This is a genomic window from Rhodococcus sp. OK302 (assembly GCF_002245895.1).
Classification (GTDB): Bacteria; Actinomycetota; Actinomycetes; order Mycobacteriales; family Mycobacteriaceae; genus Rhodococcus_F.
Genome location: NZ_NPJZ01000001.1, coordinates 4,397,745 through 4,418,517 on the forward strand (window position 1 = coordinate 4,397,745; position 20,773 = coordinate 4,418,517).

General features: G+C 62.1%; 17 protein-coding genes, 2 tRNA genes and 1 riboswitch. Of the genes, 12 read left to right on the top strand and 7 right to left on the bottom strand.

Translation table 11 applies throughout. The annotated features are described in order from the left end of the window. The first annotated feature begins 133 nt into the window (after positions 1 to 133). The 3 genes from BDB13_RS20190 to BDB13_RS20200 are packed head-to-tail and all read left to right on the top strand — an operon-like array spanning position 134 to position 2,541. Entirely contained in the window at positions 134 to 1,159 is a 1,026-nt protein-coding gene (locus tag BDB13_RS20190) for a WD40 repeat domain-containing protein (RefSeq protein WP_094273367.1), read from the top strand. Next, positions 1,159 to 1,413 (top strand): DUF5703 family protein, encoded by a 255-nt coding sequence (locus BDB13_RS20195; protein WP_094273369.1) that lies wholly within the window; start codon positions 1,159 to 1,161, stop codon positions 1,411 to 1,413. The genes BDB13_RS20190 and BDB13_RS20195 overlap by 1 nt, the downstream gene beginning before the upstream one ends. Positions 1,414 to 1,470: 57 nt before the next feature. After that, a complete protein-coding gene (locus BDB13_RS20200; RefSeq protein WP_094273370.1) occupies positions 1,471 to 2,541 on the top strand; it encodes a quinone-dependent dihydroorotate dehydrogenase in 1,071 nt (356 codons plus the stop codon). A gap of 72 nt (positions 2,542 to 2,613) precedes the next feature. Here the strand turns inward: BDB13_RS20200 and BDB13_RS20205 are convergent, their stop codons facing one another. Both BDB13_RS20205 and BDB13_RS20210 read right to left on the bottom strand, forming a co-directional pair. Continuing rightward, positions 2,614 to 3,150 carry a YbhB/YbcL family Raf kinase inhibitor-like protein gene (locus BDB13_RS20205; protein ID WP_094273372.1) on the bottom strand — a complete coding sequence of 179 codons (537 nt, stop codon included), beginning with the start codon at positions 3,148 to 3,150 and terminating at the stop codon, positions 2,614 to 2,616. A gap of 43 nt (positions 3,151 to 3,193) precedes the next feature. Next, positions 3,194 to 4,546: a M20/M25/M40 family metallo-hydrolase gene (locus tag BDB13_RS20210; protein WP_094273374.1), complete on the bottom strand. Its 1,353-nt coding sequence runs from the start codon at positions 4,544 to 4,546 to the stop codon at positions 3,194 to 3,196. 117 nt (positions 4,547 to 4,663) lie between these two features. Here BDB13_RS20210 and BDB13_RS20215 point away from each other — a divergent pair. From BDB13_RS20215 to BDB13_RS20255, 9 genes are all read left to right on the top strand, one after another. Then, positions 4,664 to 4,749: transfer RNA gene (locus tag BDB13_RS20215), tRNA-Leu, on the top strand. Positions 4,750 to 4,935: 186 nt separating this feature from the next. Next, positions 4,936 to 5,352 carry a hypothetical protein gene (locus tag BDB13_RS20220; protein ID WP_094273375.1) on the top strand — a complete coding sequence of 139 codons (417 nt, stop codon included), beginning with the start codon at positions 4,936 to 4,938 and terminating at the stop codon, positions 5,350 to 5,352. A 171-nt stretch (positions 5,353 to 5,523) separates the two neighbouring features. Continuing rightward, a tRNA-Leu gene (locus BDB13_RS20225) sits at positions 5,524 to 5,609 on the top strand. A gap of 174 nt (positions 5,610 to 5,783) precedes the next feature. After that, a complete protein-coding gene (locus tag BDB13_RS20230; RefSeq protein WP_094275057.1) occupies positions 5,784 to 7,235 on the top strand; it encodes an SDR family NAD(P)-dependent oxidoreductase in 1,452 nt (483 codons plus the stop codon). Between the two features lie 325 nt (positions 7,236 to 7,560). After that, complete coding sequence (locus BDB13_RS20235) at positions 7,561 to 7,974, top strand: universal stress protein (protein WP_094275058.1); 414 nt, start codon at positions 7,561 to 7,563, stop codon at positions 7,972 to 7,974. A 44-nt stretch (positions 7,975 to 8,018) separates the two neighbouring features. Continuing rightward, positions 8,019 to 9,266 (top strand): saccharopine dehydrogenase family protein, encoded by a 1,248-nt coding sequence (locus BDB13_RS20240; protein WP_094273377.1) that lies wholly within the window; start codon positions 8,019 to 8,021, stop codon positions 9,264 to 9,266. 329 nt (positions 9,267 to 9,595) lie between these two features. After that, positions 9,596 to 11,782 (top strand): malate synthase G, encoded by a 2,187-nt coding sequence (locus BDB13_RS20245; RefSeq protein ID WP_094273379.1) that lies wholly within the window; start codon positions 9,596 to 9,598, stop codon positions 11,780 to 11,782. Between the two features lie 115 nt (positions 11,783 to 11,897). Beyond that, positions 11,898 to 13,574 carry a substrate-binding domain-containing protein gene (locus BDB13_RS20250; protein ID WP_094273381.1) on the top strand — a complete coding sequence of 559 codons (1,677 nt, stop codon included), beginning with the start codon at positions 11,898 to 11,900 and terminating at the stop codon, positions 13,572 to 13,574. Next, positions 13,574 to 14,722, top strand: coding sequence for a metallophosphoesterase (locus tag BDB13_RS20255; protein WP_094273383.1), 1,149 nt, complete (start codon positions 13,574 to 13,576; stop codon positions 14,720 to 14,722). Before BDB13_RS20250 ends, BDB13_RS20255 begins: the two co-directional genes overlap by 1 nt. Before the next feature lie 21 nt (positions 14,723 to 14,743). Here the strand turns inward: BDB13_RS20255 and gcvP are convergent, their stop codons facing one another. The 5 genes from gcvP to garA form a co-directional block, all read right to left on the bottom strand. Continuing rightward, positions 14,744 to 17,602, bottom strand: coding sequence for an aminomethyl-transferring glycine dehydrogenase (gene gcvP, locus BDB13_RS20260; RefSeq protein WP_094273385.1), 2,859 nt, complete (start codon positions 17,600 to 17,602; stop codon positions 14,744 to 14,746). Between the two features lie 178 nt (positions 17,603 to 17,780). Beyond that, positions 17,781 to 17,901: riboswitch (glycine riboswitch) on the bottom strand. 72 nt (positions 17,902 to 17,973) lie between these two features. Continuing rightward, positions 17,974 to 18,546: a MerR family transcriptional regulator gene (locus tag BDB13_RS20265; RefSeq protein ID WP_283264238.1), complete on the bottom strand. Its 573-nt coding sequence runs from the start codon at positions 18,544 to 18,546 to the stop codon at positions 17,974 to 17,976. 357 nt (positions 18,547 to 18,903) lie between these two features. Then, positions 18,904 to 19,377, bottom strand: a complete 474-nt coding sequence (locus BDB13_RS20270) for a bifunctional nuclease family protein (RefSeq protein WP_094275059.1) — start codon at positions 19,375 to 19,377, stop codon at positions 18,904 to 18,906. Between the two features lie 100 nt (positions 19,378 to 19,477). Beyond that, positions 19,478 to 20,215: a transcriptional regulator FtsR gene (ftsR, locus tag BDB13_RS20275; RefSeq protein ID WP_094273389.1), complete on the bottom strand. Its 738-nt coding sequence runs from the start codon at positions 20,213 to 20,215 to the stop codon at positions 19,478 to 19,480. After that, entirely contained in the window at positions 20,215 to 20,706 is a 492-nt protein-coding gene (garA, locus tag BDB13_RS20280) for a glycogen accumulation regulator GarA (RefSeq protein WP_094273391.1), read from the bottom strand. Before garA ends, ftsR begins: the two co-directional genes overlap by 1 nt. Positions 20,707 to 20,773: the final 67 nt, after the last annotated feature.

Genomic DNA, 20,773 nt, shown 5'->3' on the forward strand with positions numbered 1-20,773 from the left:
TCAGTCGTAGGCCAATGCAATGAAAACGGTTGCGCGTCGATCAGGGATGATCGAGGGCAGACGTAGAGCGTCAGCAGTCATTTCGAGAAAACAAGTGAAGACAAGTTTTGAAAAGAAAACGAGGAACCGACACATGACTCGCCTTGGGATCCGCACCACCACAGCAGCGATGGGAGCGGCTCTTCTGCTTGTCACTGGATGTTCTTCCGGTGAGGGTGGCGACAAACTCCAGACCATCGATCCGGCTACCGCAGTAGTTTCGCCGGCCACCACGAATTCTCTCGACGGTGTCGTTCGCCCGTACACCGGCCGAATCGATTCCATCACATTCGATCCGGTCACGCGCAACACTCTGGTCGTGACACAGGATCCGCGTTCGGTGCGGATCGTTCCGGCCGGTTCGCTGGAACTCGCAGATACCGCCGTAGCCGGCCGAGAGATCAGCCTCGACGGAGACGTCCGCGACGTGTCGATCGCCTCGGACGGAAAAGCCTTGCTGTCCATGGACGGCCAGGTCGTGACGCTGAATCTGAACACCGGCGAGCAGAGCGTTACCCCCTCCCCCGGAGTGGCCAACTCGGCAGTCGAACTTGCCGACGGCCGAATCGCCATCGGCACCGACAATGGTTCAATTCACATTGTCGACCCGAAGACCGGTCAGACACAAACGATTTCAGGTTTCGCGTCGGTAGACGAACTCGCCGTAACGGGCGAGAATCTCAGCGCGCTCGATCACCAGCAGACCTCACTGACTGCAATCGACTTAGGCGAAGACCGTCTCGGAGCCGCATTGCGGGCCGGTGAAGGAGCCACACACCTCACGACGGACCATTTCGGTCGCATCCTCATCACCGACACCACCGGCGACGAACTTCTCGTCTTCACCGCCGATCCGCTCCTGATGCGCCAGCGCTTCCCAGTCGGAGACTCGCCGTACGCAGTGGCCTACGACGAGGGCGCAGACCGGGTATGGGTAACTCTGACCGGCACCAACGAAGTTGTCGGCCTGGATCTCTCCTCGGGCATCCCCGTCGAAACCGCTCGGTTCCGCACCGTGCGTCAGCCCAACTCGCTTGCAGTCGATTCCAGCACCGGCACCCTGATCGTCGGGTCCGCGACCGGGGACGGACTCCAGAGCATTCCCTCGCGGATCAGCTGATGGAGCAGCGGCAGAGGCCTTCCTTGGCACAGACTCCCTGGGACACGTCCGATGACGTGTTCGACTATCTGCCGCTGCACCTTCCGCCGCATGTCTCGCGAATAACCGCGTCGATGCGTCTGTCGATCTCCGCGGAGTTCGGCGGGTGGGAACTTTCCCAGGTGCGCCTGTATCCGGACGGCACTCGACGCGTTCTGCTCAAACGTAAGAAAACACCGCTACATGTGGAAAATCCGGACGGCATCATCCACTGATTCGTCCACCTCGACGTTCACACCACGAAGTTCACACCGACGAAAAGCAGGAGAATTGTGTACCAGCTGCTGTTGAGCCTGATGTTCCGCGTTCCCCCGGAGCGCATCCATCATCTGGCGTTTGCCGCCATGCGCCTGGTGACGAGATTTGCGCCGATCCGATGGCTCGTCGCGAAGGTCCTCGTGGTCGACGATCCGGTCCTACGGAGTCAGGCTTTCGGCCTGACGTTTCCCGCTCCCCTCGGATTGGCGGCCGGCTTCGACAAGGACGCCACCGGAGTCGACGCGTGGGGTCCGCTCGGATTCGGATTCGCAGAAATCGGAACGGTCACGGCGCAGGCGCAGCCCGGCAATCCAGCCCCACGACTGTTCCGTTTGCCCGCTGACCGCGCTCTGATCAACCGGATGGGCTTCAACAATCACGGCGCCGGACATGCGGCGAACTTCTTGCGCCAGCGCCGCGTCACCGTACCGATCGGTGCCAATATCGGTAAGACAAAGATCGTCGACGCCTCCGACGCGCCTGCCGACTACACGGCCAGTGCGCAACTGCTCGGCCCGCTGGCCGACTTCATGGTGGTCAATGTCAGCTCCCCCAACACTCCGGGACTCCGGGACCTGCAGGCAGTCGAATCACTGCGCCCGCTACTCCAGGCAGTCCTCGACACCGTTCATGTTCCGGTTCTCGTGAAGATTGCTCCGGACCTGTCCGACGACGACGTCGACGCTGTCGCTGATCTGGCCGTCGAGCTCGGGTTGGCCGGAATTGTGGCCACCAACACCACGATTCGTCGCGACGGGTTGAAGACGCCCGACGCCGAGGTCGCGGCAATCGGCGCGGGCGGACTGTCCGGTGCACCCGTTGCGGATCGCTCACTCGAGGTGCTTCGCCGCTTGTACGGTCGTGTCGGCGACAAACTGACCATCATCTCTGTCGGCGGTATCGAAACAGCCGATCAGGCGTGGGAGCGCATTCTGGCCGGCGCAACGTTGGTTCAGGGCTACACCGGCTTCATCTACGGCGGACCGTTCTGGGCTCGCAGCATTCACAAGGGCATCGCGAAGAAGGTGCGGGCTGCCGGATTCTCCTCGATCAGCCAAGCCGTGGGTGCCGAGAACCCGCGCTAGTCACTACGCCTCAACGGCAGCGGCCGGTTCCCTTCATCGCGAAGGGAACCGGCCGCTGCCGTTGCTCTGGCCTTACTTGACCTCGAACGTGCCTGTCAGCGTTGCGCGTGCGATCGCGTGATGGAACACGTTGAAACCCAGGAACGCGGGTGGCGAGTCGGCGGTGACGCCGTCGAGCTTGTCGACGTCCAGGGCGTGAACGGCAACGATGTAGCGATGCGGTCCGTGCCCGGGAGGCGGGCCGGCACCGATGTAGCCGAAGCCGCCGCCGTCGTGGCGGAGAGTCACCGTGCCCTCGGGCAGAACAGAACTGTCCGCGGCGCCCGCGCCGGCCGGAAGTTCGGTGACAGAAGCGGGAATGTTCGCCACTTCCCAGTGCCAGAATCCCGACGCGGTGGGGGCATCAGGATCCAACACTGTGACAACAAAGCTCTTGGTCTCGGCCGGGAATCCCGACCAGGAGAGCTGCGGCGAGATGTCCTCGCCGCCGGGAACACCGAAGGCACCGCTGGCCTGAGCAAGTTTCAGCGGTTGACCCGCCGTGATGTCGTCGCTGGTCAGCTCGAAGCTCGGCAACTTCGGCAATGGTTCGTACGGATCGTAAGCCATACAAAATCCTTTCGTGTGACTGATGTTCAAGGCTGCTGCGCGTTCAGGAATTGAGCAGGAAATGTTCCAGAACACGTGTTCCGAACAGTACGGCGTCCACCGGCACCCTCTCGTCGACGCCATGGAACAACGCACTGAAATCGAGCTCGGGCGGCAACTGCAACGGCGCGAACCCGAAGCACCGGATACCCAGCTTCGCAAACGCTTTCGCGTCGGTTCCGCCGGAGAGCATGTACGGAACAGTGCGCGCATCGGGGTCGTGAGCGAGGATCGCATTGTTCATCGCATCGACCAGATGGCCGTCGAATGTCGTTTCGTACGAGTCGAGTTTGGTGATCCACTCGCGGGTCACGTCGGGGCCGATCAATTGGTCGACGGTGCGCTCGAACTCGGCTTGGCGTCCGGGAAGCACACGGCAGTCGAAGACGGCTTCCGCAGTCTGCGGAATGACGTTTGCCTTGTATCCGGCCTTGAGCATCGTGGGATTGGCCGTGTCCCGGAATGTCGCACCGATGATGTTGGCGATCGTGCCCAGCTTGGCCAAAGTTCCGTCGATATCCGGCGACGTCGGATCGAAATCGAGCCCTGTTTCTTCCCCCACCGCGGTGAGGAATTCCGCGACCGAATCTGAAATCACTATCGGGAACTTATGGGCACTCAACCTCGCAACTGCCCCCGCCAAGGTCGCCACGGCATTGTCGTCGTGAAGGAAGGAACCATGTCCGGCACGGCCCTTCGCCGTCAGCCTCATCCAGCCGAGGCCCTTCTCGGCACTCTCCACCAGGTACAGACGGCGATCGCTGCCGTCCGGACGCGGAACGGTCAACGAGAAACCGCCCACTTCACCGACGGCCTCGGTTACTCCCTCGAACAAATCCGGGCGGTGCTCGACCAGCCACTGGCAGCCGTACTTGCCGCCCGCCTCTTCGTCAGCGACAAAAGCGAACACCAGATCGCGCGGCGGAACAGTTCCTTCAGCTTTGAACTGGCGGGCGAGCGCCAGGATCATCCCGACCATGTCTTTCATGTCGACAGCGCCGCGCCCCCAGATGTATCCGTCTTGAACGGCCCCGGAGAACGGGTGCACACTCCAATCGGCGGGCTCAGCCGGAACAACGTCGAGGTGGCCGTGCAGCATCAAGGCACCTCGTCCGGAATCTGCACCTTTCAATCGCGCGAACACATTTCCTCGGCCGGGAGCACCCGACTCGATATATTCGGTTTCGTATCCGACTTCCTGCAGCTGCGCGGCAACCCACTCCGCGCACGCACGTTCACCTTTGGTCGTTTCGAGTTCTCCGGTATTGGAGGTGTCGAAACGAATCAGAGAACTGACAAGGTCGACGACTTCTGCTTCTGCGCGGCTGGGACCTGAATCTTTCGGAGATGAAGGCATGTCACTTTCCTACCATCGAATCACCCGAGATGGCAGACTAGAACGGTTCCCACCTGGCGATTTGGGACAACCCCCGGAATCGGATACTCTTTCCCAGCACCGAGAAATCGGGGCCGAGTCCGAGTGGCGGAATGGCAGACGCGCTAGCTTGAGGTGCTAGTGTCCTATTAACGGACGTGGGGGTTCAAGTCCCCCCTCGGACACTCGAAATACATAAAAATGATCCCAGCCGAACCGGCTGGGATCATTTTTGTTGTGCGGCTTCGTAATCCACACTGCGTTCAGGCATTTCGCTAATCGCCGCAACATTGTCTGTACCGACCCACAATTTCTCGCGTCCGTTTTCTGGACTAAATGCGGGTACCCCATCCCAAAGACAGGGGTACGCAATGAGACCACTCCACGCCCTACGCCGAGCATCGATCGCCGCCGGAATCGGGCTCGCGCTGCTCGTTGGTGCACAACCTGCAGCCGCCGCACCGACCGGCACGGTTTTCCCCGTTCCAGTTATAGGGGCCTCGGTCTCTCCGACCGGACTCCCCTCCGTGGGCGTCATGTACGTGACCGCCAGGACCGATCTGACGACGCCGGGCATCACCCAATTCACCGGGGATCGCTACTGCTGCGTCTTCATTCATTGGCGAAACATCTCAACCGGCGCAACGGGCACCGCGTACCTCGGATATCCAAGCGTCGAGGCCCAAACAGGGTCCGGAGCCGTGGTCGCCACCATCACGGTACCGACTGGACCTGCCGGGTACCCCGCAGTCATGAGTCCAGGCGCCGGCGCCTGGACGGTTCCCTGACCGAACCAGCGGAGCGCATTCATCGCTGCCACCGCGGACATTGGTACTCCACACCCCTGCACAGAACATCGACGTGGAGTTAAGGGCACACAAAACATGCCCCGAGTAGGCGATTTGGGAGTCAGGGACGGCATCGGATACTCTTTCCCTGCACCGCGAAATCGGTGCCGAGTCCGAGTGGCGGAATGGCAGACGCGCTAGCTTGAGGTGCTAGTGTCCTATTAACGGACGTGGGGGTTCAAGTCCCCCCTCGGACACTCTGTGTTGAGACAGACAGGAAAAGCTCCGGTTCATTGAACCGGAGCTTTTCTCGTAAGATGGCAACGTTCCCACACCGGGGAGCAGTCCGCGCGAGCGGCGATCGAGATGGAACAGAAGTTCAAGTGGATACAGATACACGGCAGTCCGACGTAACAGTTTCAGAATCTGCCTTGGCAGAACTGACCGGACTCGACCCCGCAGAACTCGCGATCTGTTTGAAGGTTCTGCGCGAAGCCGCCGAACTCGACGACGAACATCCAGACTCCGTCACGATGCAGCGTGCCGTCGGCCATCTGTTCAAGCGACTCAAGAAGAAGCGTCGACTGGCCTCACGCGCGGCCGTCAACGAAGCAGACCGTGAGGTCGTCGCTGCTACGGCAACGGGTTCACCGGATCGTATCGACGACGAGACCGCCGGCATCGCGATCAAGTCCAACACTGCCGGTTCCATCGCGGGCACTCTCATCAAGGCGCGCCCTTGCTACATCTGCAAGCAGCGCTACACACAGGTCGACGCCTTCTATCACCAACTGTGCCCGGACTGCGCATTGATGAGCCGCAGCAAGCGTGACGCCAGTACCGATCTGACGGGACGCCGCGCGCTCCTGACCGGTGGCCGCGCCAAGATCGGTATGTACATCGCCTTGCGTCTGCTGCGCGACGGCGCACACCTGACCATCACCACGCGCTTCCCCAACGACGCGATTCGCCGATTCAAGGCGATGGAAGACAGCGCCGAGTGGATTCACCGTCTGCGCATCGTCGGCATCGACCTCCGCGATCCGGCGCAGGTTGTTGCGCTCGCCGATTCCGTTGCGGCACAAGGCCCTCTCGACATTCTGATCAACAATGCCGCCCAGACCGTACGTCGGTCCCCCGGCGCCTACGGCGCTTTGGTCGACGCCGAGGCCAGTGCACTTCCCGCGGGCGAACTTCCGGACGTCGTCACGTTCGGTAAGACCAGCGACGCACACCCGGCTGCGCTGGCAGGTTCACTGTCGGACGTTGCTGCCCTGACAACCGGCAATCTTTCGGCCGACGCCGTCAGCTCGCTGGCCCTGGTCGCAAAATCCGCTTCACCCGATCGCATCGAACAGGGCATCGCTATCGACGCCGGCGGACTCCTCCCCGACCTCGCACACAGCAACAGCTGGGTTCAGACCGTCGAAGAGGTCGACCCGATCGAGCTTCTCGAAGTTCAACTGTGCAACTCTGTTGCCCCGTTCATCCTCGTCTCGCGTTTGCGTCCGTCGATGGCAGCATCCGATGCGCGTCGCAAGTACGTCGTGAACGTCTCCGCAATGGAAGGCCAGTTCAGCCGCGCGTACAAGGGTCCGGGCCACCCGCACACCAATATGGCCAAGGCCGCACTGAACATGCTGACCCGCACCAGTTCCAAGGAAATGCTCGAAGACGGCATCCTCATGACTGCCGTCGACACCGGGTGGATCACCGACGAACGTCCGCATTTCACCAAGATGCGGCTGGCCGACGAAGGGTTCCATGCCCCACTCGACCTGGTCGACGGCGCAGCCCGCGTGTACGACCCCATCGTCCAGGGCGAACTGGGCGTCGACATCCACGGCTGCTTCCTCAAGGACTACAAGCCTTCACCGTGGTGAGGTGACCGCCGAGCGTCCACAGTGGTGAGGTGACCGCCGAGCGTCCACAGTGGTGAGGTGACCGCCGAGCGTCCACAGTGGTGAGGTGACCGCCGAGCGTCCACAGTGGTGAGGTGACCGCCGAGCGTCCACAGTGGTGAGGTGACCGCCGAGCGTCCACGGTGGTGAGGTGACTGCACCCACCCCCCCACCGGGATGTGGCGACTTCGACACTGCCTGAGCGCCGTGTCGAGTCCCGCATTCCGGTAGCCGAACGCAATTGCAGACGATAATGGGCTACGCCCCTGCCATCGACTGGGGCACCGGCAATCAATTCGGAGGAACCATGGCGATCGCTGTCGTACACAAGGACAGCCCGGAGGGCCGGGCTGCCATCGTCGCCGGCGCACGCGAGTCCGTGAATCGACGCGAACCACTTCTGGTTCTGCATGTCATCGACGACATCAATCTCGCAGAAACCGACGAAGACAGCGCGGCATTGCGCGGAGAGATCCAATCGGCGCTCGACGCCGGCGGATTCTCCGAGACGCCGTGGGAACTTCGCACGACGGAGCATGACGGCGACCCGGTCACGGCGTTGGTCCAGCTGACCGAGTCCACCGGTGCGGGGCTCTTGATCGTCGGAACGCGTCGTATGTCCCCCATCGGCAAGTTTCTCTTGGAACGGCCGCTCCAGCGCCTCCTCCTCGAAGTCGAGGTACCGATCCTCGTCGTCAAGGACCCCCTACCCTCAGAGTGATCTCCATCACACCGGATCAGGGTGCTCGTTTGTAGGCTGATGCCATGTCTGAACCTGAGCTCGACATCATCGTCTACGGAGCGAGCGGCTTCGTCGGAAAACTCCTGGCCGAGTATCTGGTGAAAAATGCACCTGCAGGCATCAAGATCGGTCTCGGTGGTCGCTCGCTCGAAAAGCTGGCTGAAGTCCGGGCAACGCTCGGTGCCGCTGCGGCTGAACTCCCCCTGGTCATTGCCGACGCCGACGACCCCACCGCGTTGAAGGTTCTTGCGATGCGAACCCGCGTCGTTGCCACGACCGTCGGTCCGTACGCAAAGTACGGACACGCCCTGGCTCATGCCTGCGCTGCTGCCGGCACCGACTACGTCGATCTCACCGGCGAGGTCCTCTTCCATCGGGACAGCATCGACGCCAATCACGACCTTGCGGTGTCCACCGGCGCACGCATCGTCCACTCGTGTGGATTCGATTCCATCCCTTCGGATCTGGGCGTTCACGTCCTGCACAAGTTGGTCCAAGCCGATGATGCCGGCGAGATGACCGACACCACGTTGGTCGTGACCTCACTGCGAGGCGGTATCAGCGGCGGCACCATCGATTCAGTCCGAAATCAGATCGACGTGTCGAAAGATGATGCGCGCCTGAGGAAATTGGCCGCGTCGCCGTACTCGCTGAGCCCTGACCGTGAGCGCGAACCGGATCTCGGTCGCCAGAGCGACGTGACGGTCGTCGACGGCCGGAAGATCAGCCCTTCGTTGAAAGGATGGAAGGCGCCGTTCTTCATGGCGTCCTACAACACCCGCGTCGTCCGGCGCAGTAACGCACTGCGGGACTGGGCCTACGGCAAGAAATTCAAGTACAGCGAGGTGATGAGCGTCGGATCTTCCGTCATCTCACCAGTGGTTGCCGGCGGTGTGGCGCTCGGACTCGGCGCCCTGATTGCCGGGCTGGCACTTCCCCCGACGCGATTCCTCCTCGACAAGGTGCTCCCCGCGCCCGGCGAAGGTCCGAGCGAGGACGCGCAGAAGAAGGGGCATTTCACGCTCGACGTCTTCACCGTCACGACCACCGGAGCCCGGTACCGATCACGCGTCCGCGCGCAAGGCGACCCCGGATACAGCGCAACGGCAGTGATGCTCGGCGAATCAGCGTTGAGCCTGGCAGTCGACAGTGCTGAAGACACATCACTACCCAAGGCCGCCGGCGTCCTGACCCCGTCCACGGCGTTGGGAGATGTCCTGGTCGAGCGTCTGCGCAGCGCAGGTTTCGAAATATCGGCCAAGAAACTCTGACCGGGCAACTTCGATGTCGGCGTCCCCGGCGACTCGGGATATAGTTCTCGGCAGTGATGCTCGGCGAATCAGTGCCGAGTACTGCTGCCAACAACACAGAATTGCCCCGAAAACGCAGCATTACCCAACGCTGCGGACGTCCTCACCCCGGCCACAGCCGGGAGATGTCCTGGTCGAACGTCTGTGTTGTGCAGAGTTCGAGGTCCCCGCGGGCCGAGTGTGATGAATCCATCGAGGCTCTGTCCCCCCGCGAGATACTCACGAGTAACATTGATTGCGGTTCATGGCACCCGTCGCGGTGCTCCGATTTCGGAAAAGTGAGGCTATTCATGACTGAGCGCGTTCAGGTCGGCAGTCTGCAGGTTGCGAAGGTTCTCTACGACTTCGTTGTCGAGGAGGCACTTCCCGGTACCGGTGTAGACGCCGAGACGTTCTGGGCCGGCGCTGACAAGGTCATCACCGAGCTCGCCCCGAAGAACCGCGCGCTGCTTGCCAAGCGTGACGATTTGCAGGCAAAGATCGATCAGTGGCACCGCGACCACTCCGGCGCTCCCCTCGACGCCGCCGCCTACAAGGCTTTCCTGCAGGAAATCGGATACCTCCTGCCGACGCCGGCACCGTTCTCGGTCACGACAGCAAATGTGGATACCGAAATCACGTCGACGGCCGGCCCGCAGTTGGTCGTCCCGATTCTCAACGCGCGCTTCGCACTCAACGCGTCCAACGCCCGTTGGGGTTCGTTGTACGACGCGTTGTACGGCACCAACGCCATCTCCGAGGAGAACGGCGCCGAGAAGGGTTCGGGCTACAACAAGGTTCGCGGCGACAAAGTCATCGCCTGGGCTCGTGAATTCCTTGACGCGGCAGCACCTCTCGCGTCGGGATCGCATGCAGATTCCACCAAGTACGCGATCGACGGCACCGACGTCAAGGTCACGCTCGCCGACGGCACCGTCACAACGCTCGCCCAGCCGGAGAAGTTCGTCGGCTACCTCGGCGACAAGGATGCCCCCACCAGCATCTTGCTGCGGAACAACGGACTGCACGCCGAGATCCAGATCGACGCGGCCTCCCCGATCGGCAGCACGGACGCGGCCGGCGTCAAGGATGTCGTACTCGAGTCTGCTGTCACCACGATCATGGACTTCGAGGATTCGGTCGCCGCTGTCGACGCCGACGACAAGGTTGTCGGTTACCGCAACTGGTTGGGCCTCAATCGCGGCGATCTGTCCGAGGAGATCAAGAAGGGCGCCAAGTCCTTCACCCGCACCCTCAACGGTGACCGTAAGTACACGGCTGTCGACGGCAGCGAACTCAGCCTGCATGGCCGTTCACTCCTGTTTGTCCGCAACGTCGGACACCTCATGACCAACCCCGCAATCCTCGACGCCGAAGGCAACGAGGTCCCCGAAGGCATCCTCGACGCCTTGATCACCAGCGCCTGCGCTGTTCACGGCCTGACGATCAGCGAAGCCAACGGCCCGCACGACAACAGCCGTACGGGCTCGATCTACATCGTCAAGCCCAAGCAGCACGGTCCCGAGGAAGTTGCCTTCACCACCGAACTGTTCGGTCGTGTCGAGCAGGTCCTCGGCTTGCCCGAGAACACGCTCAAGGTCGGCATCATGGACGAAGAGCGTCGTACGACGGTCAACCTCGCTGCCTGCATCAAGGAAGCCAGCGACCGTGTTGTGTTCATCAACACCGGCTTCCTCGACCGCACGGGCGACGAGATCCACACCTCCATGGAAGCCGGCGCGATGGTGCGCAAGGGCGAGATGAAGAAGCAGAAGTGGATCGGCGCCTACGAGGACTGGAACGTCGATACCGGCTTGGCCTGCGGCCTGCAGGGCAAGGCTCAGATCGGCAAGGGTATGTGGGCCATGACCGAACTGATGGCTGACATGCTCGAGCAGAAGATCGGCCACCCCAAGGCCGGCGCAAACACCGCGTGGGTCCCCTCGCCCACCGGCGCAACCCTGCACGCGACGCACTACCACCGCGTCGATGTCTTCGCTGTTCAGGACGAGTTGAAGGGTAAGCCTCGCGCCACCGTCGACGACATCCTGACTATCCCGCTCGCACCCAGCACCGACTGGACGGACGCGGAGAAGAAGGAAGAACTCGACAACAACTGCCAGTCCATCCTCGGCTACGTCGTCCGCTGGATCGACGCCGGCGTCGGCTGCTCCAAGGTTCCCGACATCCACGATGTCGCGCTCATGGAGGACCGCGCGACCCTGCGCATCTCGAGCCAGTTGCTCGCCAACTGGTTGCGTCACGGCATCGTCAGTGAGACGGACGTCGTGTCTGCACTCGAACGCATGGCACCGGTTGTCGACCGTCAGAACGACGGCGACGCCGAATACCGCAACATGGCACCGGATTTCGATTCCAACATCGCATTCCAGGCAGCCAAGGAACTGATTCTCGAGGGCGCGAAGCAGCCCAGCGGATACACGGAGCCGATCCTGCACCGTCGTCGCCGCGAGTACAAGGCCGCCAACGCCTCATAGCTCCTGACGCATTCCGAACGGCCTCGACACCGAAGTGGTGTCGGGGCCGTTCGCGTTTGATCATCACTAGACTGGCCTGAACACAATCTTCGAGCGACCGAGGCGGGCAAGGTACGTGGGCGAACATCGCGGCGGTTCAAGCGCCAGAGGCATCAGCAAGGGACCGATCTTCGTGGTCGTACTGATAGTGCTGATCGTGGCGGGTTTTTTCGGCTGGAAAGCGCTCGGCAGTCGGATCGCCGATCAGGGCGATCAGGCTGCGGGGACGTGCGTCGAGGGTGGCAAGACGCTCGATGTCACCGCCGATCCGTCCATTGCCCCGCAGATCGAAGAACTGGGAAAGCGGTACACCCAGACCTCGCCCGTGGTTCGGGACCACTGCATCACCATTGCCGTACACGGCGCGCCGACGCCTGCTGTCGGGGCGGCGCTTGCTGCCGGTGCCCAATCGACTTGGGATGCCGCGGCACTCGGGCCGCGACCAGGCCTGTGGGTCGCCCAGAGTTCGTTCGATACCGCGTCATTGGCCGGACAGTCGGTCATGAACGGCGAACCGCGATCGCTCGCAACGTCGCCACTCGTCCTGGCCGTCAGTCCTGATACGGCGGCCTCGTTGAAATCCGCCGGCGCTGCCTGGAAGTCGCTGCCATCGGAGTTGACGATGGCACTTCCCGTCGGCAGTACCGAAACCGTCATGTCAACGCAAGCCGTCGCCGCCGACGTGTCCGGAGCCGGAGCAGGTCCGGTCACCACTGAGCAGGCTCGCTCCAGCCCGGTAACCTCCGCGTTGACCACCCTGGCACTTCGCTTCCAGACCCTGCCGAACCCGCCGGCCACCACCGCCGACGCACTGGCAGCCTTGTCCAGCGGAGCGCCGGATACTGTCAAAGCTGTTCCCACAACAGAACAGTCGATCGCGCAATCCGCGAACCCCGCTATGACGGCGTACTCCCCGATCGGTTCTACGCCCGTCGCCGACTACCCGGCCGTCGTAGTTTCCGGCGCGGGTATCGACGAGACTTCCTCGCGCGCGGCAGCCCAATTCTCCGAGTACATGCGTGAGTCCGAGTCGTCGAAGATCTTCGTGGACTCCGGCTTTCGAGTGGAAGGTCAAACCGACCCCAATCTGGGAGCGCTGCCGCTGACGCGAATCGCATCCGCACTGGTGCCGGCCTCCGCAGAGACTGCAGCGGTTCTCGGCAATGTAGTGGCCAATCCGGTCTCGGTGCGCAGTGCAAGCATCGTGATGGACACATCGACTCCGATGGGCGTCGACGACGGCGGTCGATCGCGACTGGCCAATATCGTCACGGCTCTCGAGGCTCAACTCGGCCGCAGTCCCGATGCGTCCGATGTCGGACTGGCCGCGTTCACCACCACTGAGCGAGTGCTGGTTCCGGGCGCTCCCCTGTCCGCTCCCGATCATCGCGGCGCGCTCACTGCCGCCTTGAACGGGTTACGCGCCGAAGGAAAGTCCGCCAAATATCCGGCGCTGGCAGCGGCCTACAAGGCGGCTGTCGACGGGTACGACTCAGGCCGTACCAACTCGGTTCTCCTCGTCACTTCCAGTTCCACGGACGAATCCACGATGACCCGGGCCGAATTGCTCAGCGCACTAGCCTCCGCGGGTAACCCTGCTCGCCCGGTTCAGGTGGACATTCTGGTTGTCGGTGCCGGCAGTGACATCTCTACTCTCCAAGACGTATCGGACCGGACCGGTGGAACGTTGATTCGCGTGGATTCGACCGCCGACCCCGCATTGGCCGGCGCTGTCGCGAAACTGCTGTCCTGATGGCGCGTCTCGCTGTATTTGCAGTAGTTCTTGCCCTCTTGACCTGGTTCCTGCACCGCAGGCTTGTCCGCGCCACCGGGATGCCGACGCGCTGGGCTCGCATCACCGATGCCCTGTTGGTGCTGTTGGGTCTGCTGACGCTTATCGGGATGGGCAGCGGCGAACTCTTCCCGACGTCGTGGGCACGCCCGGTCGGATTTCTCGGCTGGGTCTGGTTGGCGTCGTGGCTGTATCTGATCCCGGGATTACTGATTATCGGATTGATCGCCGGGATCAACCACCTGGTACGCAAACGCAGTGGTCAATCCACCGAGGTAGATCCGGCCAAGCGTCGCACCTTGCAGTTGGCCACGGCAGCAGTAACTCTCGCTGCTTTCGGAACCGCTGGATACGGAGTACTCGAGGCGTCGAATCCCCGGGTCACCCGTGTGCGCGTGCCACTCGCGCGTCTACCGGAAGCTTTCGACGGTTATCGGATCGCCCTGATCACGGACCTGCATGTCGGTCCGGCGCGTGGAGTTGATTTCACTCGCAAGGTCGTCGACCTGGTGAATGCTCAAGACGTGGACTTGATCGCGATCGCCGGCGATCTGGTGGACGGCACCGTCGCCAAGGTCGCTCCGGATCTTGCACCCCTCGCTGATCTCCGCGCGCCGGACGGAATCTTCGGGGTTAGCGGCAATCACGAGTTCTACGCCGACGACGGCGGAAAATGGCTCGCCGTGTGGGACAGCTTGGGAGTCACCACACTTCGCAACAGTCGATCCTCGATCGAGCGCGGCGGGGCCTCAATCGATATCGTGGGAATTCACGACTACACGTCGCCCGAACCGTATGAACCGAACCTCGGCACAGCCCTGGAGGGCCGCAACCCCGAAACGTTTGCCCTGCTCCTGGCGCACGAACCGCGTCAAGCGATTGAAGCATCCGAGCTGGGAATCGACCTACAACTGTCCGGCCACACTCACGACGGGCAGATGTGGCCGCTGCGTTATCTTGTTCCGCTGCAACAACCTTCGGTGCACGGCCTGGACAAGATCGGTAATACCGTTCTGTACACGACCCGCGGTGCCGGAGCGTGGGGACCACCGGTGCGGGTGGGCGCACCGCCGGAGATCACCGTTCTCGAACTGATTCGCGAACCGTGACCTCCAGCGGCGGGTGAAAAACTAGTTACCCGCGAACGCTTCGATCGGCGGGCATGAGCAGACCAGGTTGCGGTCGCCATGCGCACCGTCGATACGACGCACTGCCGGCCATACCTTGGGCCGAGCCTTACCACGCGGGAACACTGCGATCTCGCGCGAGTAGGGGTGATCCCACTCGGCTGCAATGCTTCCGGCGGTGTGCGGCGCACCGCGCAGTGGGTTGTCCTCGACGGTCCATTCGCCGGCTGCGACGCGATCGATCTCGCCGCGAATGGCAATCATCGCTTCGCAGAACTCGTCGATTTCTTCGAGGTTTTCGCTCTCGGTGGGCTCGACCATGAGGGTGCCGACCACGGGGAAGCTCATGGTCGGGGCATGGAAACCGTAGTCGGCCAGACGCTTTGCGACGTCGTCGACGGTAACTCCGGTGTCCTTGGTCAGACCGCGCAGGTCGAGGATGCACTCGTGCGCGACCATGCCGTTTTCGCCGGTGTAGAGCACCGGGAAGTACTCGTCGAGACGACGGGCGATGTAGTTGGCGGACGCGATAGCCGTCAGGCTCGCGCGGCGCAGGCCCTGCGCTCCCATCATTCGGATGTAAGTCCAGGTGATGGGCAGGATGGATGCGCTGCCGTACGGCGCGGCGGAGATTGTGCCCCGGCCGCCCAGTTCCGGCGCCATGGGATGTCCGGGCATGAACGGTGCGAGGTGTGAACGAACACCGATCGGTCCGACGCCGGGGCCACCGCCGCCGTGCGGGATGCAGAAAGTCTTGTGCAGGTTCAGATGGCTGACGTCGCCGCCGAAACGACCCGGACGGGCAAGGCCGACAAGAGCATTGAGGTTGGCACCGTCGACGTATACCTGTCCGCCGGCGTCGTGCACCGCTGCGCAGATGTCGGAGATCTCGTGCTCGTACACACCGTGGGTGGACGGGTACGTGATCATGATCGCGGCGAGACGCTCAGCGTGATCAGCAATCTTGGCACGCAGATCGTCGACGTCGACATCGCCGTTGGGACGGCACGCGACAACCTCGACGCGCATTCCTGCCATGACGGCGGATGCGGCGTTGGTGCCGTGGGCGCTGGACGGGATCAGGCAGGTGTCGCGGTGATCGTCGCCGCGACTGAGGTGGTAGTTGCGGATCGCGAGCAGACCCGCGTACTCCCCCTGACTGCCCGCGTTGGGCTGCAGGCTCACATTGTCGTAACCGGTGACCGCAACCAGCCAGTCTTCGAGATCCTTGATGATCTTGAGCAGTCCGGGTGCGTCGGAAGTGGGCGCAAACGGGTGAATGGCATTGAATGCGGGCCAGGTGATGGATTCCATCTCGGCGGTCGCGTTGAGCTTCATGGTGCAGGATCCCAGTGGGATCATGCTGCGGTCGAGCGCAATGTCCTTGTCGGACAACGCACGCAGGTAGCGAAGCATCGCTGTTTCCGTACGGTAACGGGTGAATGCCTCATGCTGCAGGTAGTCCGACGTACGCTCCTGAGCGACCGGAACGGAGTTACCTTCGGCGTCGATGGCAACAACGGCGTCGTCGATTCCGAATGCGTCGAGGACTGCGAGGACGTGATCGGCAGTGGTTGCTTCGTCGCAGGAGATTCCGACGTGGTCGGCGTCGACCAGTCGCAGGTTGATGCCGGATTCCTTGGCAGCAGCCACGACATCGGCAGCCTTGCCCGGGACCTGCGCCAGAACGGTGTCGAAGAACGAATCGTGAACGACGGTCACGCCGCCCTCACGCAGGCCGGTGGCCAGTGCATTCGCCTGCGCAGCGACGCGCAACGCAATCGCCTTGAGACCCTCGGCGCCGTGGTAGCTCGCGTACATTGCAGCGAGGATGGCGAGGAGCACCTGAGCGGTACAGATGTTGGACGTCGCCTTTTCGCGACGGATGTGCTGCTCACGGGTCTGCAGCGCGAGGCGGTATGCCTTGTCGCCGTCGGCGTCGATGGAGACACCGACCAAACGACCGGGCAGCTGACGGGCATGCTTGGCGTGCACGGCCAAGTAGCCGGCGTGCGGTCCGCCGTAACCCATGGGAACACCGAAACGCTGGGTTGTGCCGAAGCACGCGTCCGCGCCGAGTTCACCGGGCGAGGTAATCAACGTCATCGCGAGAAGATCGGCGCCGACGGCAACCAGTGCGCCGCGCTCGTGAGCCTCGGCGATAATCGCGGTGTAGTCGACGACGCGGCCCGATGCACCCGGGATCTGAGCGATGATTCCGAAGAACTCACCTTCGGGCAGGCCCTGGGTGAGGTCGGCGGAGACAATTTCGATGCCGAGAGGCTCGGCGCGCGTCTCGATGACGGCCAACGTCTGCGGGTAGATGTCGGCGTCGACAACACATCGGGGCGACTTGCTGCGGTTCGCGCGGCGAAGCAACGTCATGGCTTCAGCTGCTGCGGTGGCTTCGTCGAGCATCGACGAGTTTGCAAGTTCCATGCCCGACAGGTCGGACACCATCGTCTGGAAGTTGAGGAGGGCTTCGAGGCGGCCCTGGCTGATCTCGGGCTGATACGGCGTGTACGCGGTGTACCAGGCCGGGTTTTCGATGATGTTGCGCAGCAACACCGGCGGGGTGAGCGTGTCGAAGTAGCCGAGGCCGATCATCGAGGTGGCCACGGTGTTCTGAGCGGCGAGGGCCGTCAGCTCTGCGAGAGCTTCATGCTCACCGACGGGAAGCGGAAGCGCGTCGAGCCCATCGGCAATTCCGCCGGGAGCTGCGTCGAGAATGACGGAAGGTACGGCCTTGGTGGCGAGATCGTCGAGAGAATCGACCCCGATCAGTTCAAGGATGCGCGCGAGTTCCGCGGCGTTCGGACCGACATGGCGGTCGGCAAAAATACGGCTTGCAGCGTCGATCACGACAACTCCCAGACAGATCGGAGGATCAGGACACACACCTATGGCGGTGCGTTCCTCCCCCTCTGTCGCATGCTCGATAAACCGAGCGCCTGAGAGATTCGGTAGTGATCCACAAACTCGGGGATTACAGCCTTTCCCCGTCGGCGGGTGGGTTATCCCACCGCTTTCCAGAGGCGTCGGAGCCCGTACGGTCCTTTGTGCCTGAGAGATTGACGGGGAGGTATTGCTCCTTCGGCGCCCGAGCACTGTTCACAGCAAAAACTGTGAGGCAATACCCGAGGCTCTCCCGTACGCCGGCGACGCGAGGCCCAGTCTAGTTGACTGATCGACCTCGAGTCACCGTGATCTTGTCCGAATTGGTGTGACGATGGTTATCCCGTCTTGCGGGACACCCGATTCGCCCGACGCGAGGCCAATTCATCTTCGGGGTTTGGGTCGCTTTCACCGCCGTCGGCGCGCTCCGCCGGGAAATCTGCGATGGTTCCGGTGAGTTCACGCATCGCACCGCTGACGGCGATACCGAATACGCCCTGCCCGCCTTGAAGTAGATCGACAACCTCTTCGGGCGACGTGCATTCGTAGACGCTCGTACCATCGGAGAAAAGTGTGATGTTGGCGAGGTCGCGAACCCCGCGGTTGCGAAGGTGATCTACAGCGACGCGAATATTCTGCAGAGAAATTCCGGTATCGAGTAAACGCTTGACGATCTTCAGGACCAGAATGTCCTTGAATGAGTACAAACGTTGGCTGCCGGATCCTGCGGCGCCGCGGATCGACGGGACGACCAACGAAGTACGCGCCCAGTAGTCGAGTTGACGGTAGGTGATGCCGGCAATCTGGCAGGCGATCGGAACACGGTATCCGACCAGGTCGTCAGGAATGGAGTCGTCCGGAAAGAGTCCGGGTTGCAGTTCTTCGGAAGTCAGACCGACACTGCCGGTGATACCTGCATTGCCTACGCTCGACTGTTCTTCCACTGCCGTCTCCTTCTCGCTGCGCCATCATGTAACCGAGCCGCTCGATGAACAGCTCCGCCGTCAACCGAAGAAGAAATCCTGGTGTACCAGAAATCTTGGTCAACTGATCCCGAACAGTGAATTCGAGGCACGTAATTCCATGAGTGGACTTACCTAGAGTACGCCCGAGTGAGCGCCTCGACCAGCCTCGACATGCAAGGCGAGAAGATCTTCACCGCACGCAACGGTAAGACCCGGCCGAAGTACGGTCAATGCAACACGCCGTAGCGAGACTAAAGCTCTACTTGAGACTTTCGGATTAATGCCAGCTAACAGTCATTTCGACTATCCGTCAGTGGCTTTGAAGTCGTCCGGAGAAATGGTGTCCAGGAATTCCTTGAACTTCTCCACCTCGTCCTCGCGCTCGTCCGGAATAATCAAGCCAGCCTCGGCGAGAACCGCCTCCGACGCAAAGATCGGCACACCGATCCGAAGTGCCAACGCAATGGAATCCGACGGACGCGCCGACACAGTGGTCTGCTCGTCGAAAACCAGATCAGCGTAGAACGTCCCTTCCTGCAGATCCACGATGCGGACTTCCTGCAAGCTCCGGCCGAAGGACTCGATCAGTATCTTGATCAGATCATGTGTGAGGGGCCGAGCCGGCTCGACGCCCTGCTGCTCCAGAACGATCGCCGTCGCTTCCGTCTGCCCGATCCAGATCGGCAGATACCGATCGCCGTCGGATTCACGAAGCAACAAAACCGGTTGATTCTGGGGCTGCTCGACACGAACTCCGATCACACGCATTTCGCCCATCGAGCTTGCCTCCAACCTGATGTGACCCTGACGGCCGAATTCACGGCCGTACTGAGATTCTATTCGGATTCTATTCGCGTCGAGCGAGATGATCGAGAACTCAGCGATCAAGGCTTCCGCGGACCGCTGATTTGACCAAGCACGTATGCAACGTCAACGACAGCGCCGCCAATTCCCGCACCATTTCCTCGGCCCGATCACGAGCACCGGCGTCGCGCCCCTTGGCTACCGGTCCCGCAATCTGCGTCACCAACCCGGCTTCGCGATCTGCAGCCAACTTGAACGCGCGCAAATGCCGCACTTCCAAACCGTATTCAGCCATTGCCTTGGCCGTCCGAGCCAAGGTGACCGCATCTTCGTCGAAGAAGCCGGCGGCCCCCGGCACGATCAGCCCGGTGCGAATCAACTCGGTCAAGAAGCGGTCGTCGACGTCGGCGCGGGCCAGCAAATCCGCCCGCCCCACGCGCACTTCCCGGTCAACCCGGAACACCTCGGGTGATACTTCCCCGGGAGCGATCGACAGAACCCGCGGACGCCGAGGCGCAGAAGTATCTGCACTGACCGTCGCGGCGCCACTGTCGATCGCCTCGAGTTGTTCCTTGATCACTTTCAGTGGCAGGTACTGATCGCGTTGAGCGGTCAGTACGTAGCGCAGACGCTCGCAGTCCTCGACGGAGAACCTGCGGTATCCCGACGGCGTCCGTTGGGGGCTGATCAAGCCCTCGGACTCGAGGAAACGAATCTTCGAAATCGTCACGTCGGGAAAATCTGGACGCAACCGATCCAGCACGGAACCGATAGACATTCCGGGCTGGCTCTGCTGCCTCAAGGCCGTCATTAGCTACCCGCACCTGCTGACGTCTCTCCCACCTGCGAACCGCCGGCACGCGGACCGGTGAGGAATACCAGACGGAACTTTCCGATCTGGACCTCGTCGCCGTTGGCCAATACAGCCGAATCGACGGGCTCACGGTTGACGTACGTACCGTTCAGGCTGCCGACATCGACAACGTGGAACTCAGCATCTTCCTGGCGGAACTCCGCATGTCGACGGCTGACAGTCACGTCGTCAAGGAAGATGTCACTGTCAGGATGGCGACCCGCAGAGGTGGTCGGCTGATCCAGCAGGAAACGCGAACCGGCGTTGGGTCCTCGTTTGACGACGAGCAATGCGGCGCCGGTCGGCAGGCCTTCGACACCAGATACCGGCTGCTCGGCGGCCGGTGCTGCTGAGGAGTTGTCGAGCTCGTTGAGGAAATCTGCGCGGAATACCGATGTGGTCTCCGCCGGAGACTCCCCATAGCCCGCGTCGTTACCGTTCTCGCTCACTGTTTCTCCTCCTCGATCAATCATCCAGATCAGAAATCACTGGACTACGCAGTGCACTTGTTTTGAC

Excerpts from the sequence above, each read along its gene's own strand:
- BDB13_RS20190 (WP_094273367.1), top strand. The coding sequence starts at position 134 with ATGACTCGCCTTGGGATCCGCACCACCACAGCAGCGATGGGAGCGGCT.
- BDB13_RS20195 (WP_094273369.1), top strand. The coding sequence starts at position 1,159 with ATGGAGCAGCGGCAGAGGCCTTCCTTGGCACAGACTCCCTGGGACACG.
- BDB13_RS20205 (WP_094273372.1), bottom strand. The coding sequence starts at position 3,150 with ATGGCTTACGATCCGTACGAACCATTGCCGAAGTTGCCGAGCTTCGAG.
- BDB13_RS20210 (WP_094273374.1), bottom strand. The coding sequence starts at position 4,546 with ATGCCTTCATCTCCGAAAGATTCAGGTCCCAGCCGCGCAGAAGCAGAA.
- BDB13_RS20220 (WP_094273375.1), top strand. The coding sequence starts at position 4,936 with ATGAGACCACTCCACGCCCTACGCCGAGCATCGATCGCCGCCGGAATC.
- BDB13_RS20235 (WP_094275058.1), top strand. The coding sequence starts at position 7,561 with ATGGCGATCGCTGTCGTACACAAGGACAGCCCGGAGGGCCGGGCTGCC.
- BDB13_RS20240 (WP_094273377.1), top strand. The coding sequence starts at position 8,019 with ATGTCTGAACCTGAGCTCGACATCATCGTCTACGGAGCGAGCGGCTTC.
- BDB13_RS20245 (WP_094273379.1), top strand. The coding sequence starts at position 9,596 with ATGACTGAGCGCGTTCAGGTCGGCAGTCTGCAGGTTGCGAAGGTTCTC.
- BDB13_RS20255 (WP_094273383.1), top strand. The coding sequence starts at position 13,574 with ATGGCGCGTCTCGCTGTATTTGCAGTAGTTCTTGCCCTCTTGACCTGG.
- BDB13_RS20270 (WP_094275059.1), bottom strand. The coding sequence starts at position 19,377 with ATGGGCGAAATGCGTGTGATCGGAGTTCGTGTCGAGCAGCCCCAGAAT.
- ftsR (WP_094273389.1), bottom strand. The coding sequence starts at position 20,215 with ATGACGGCCTTGAGGCAGCAGAGCCAGCCCGGAATGTCTATCGGTTCC.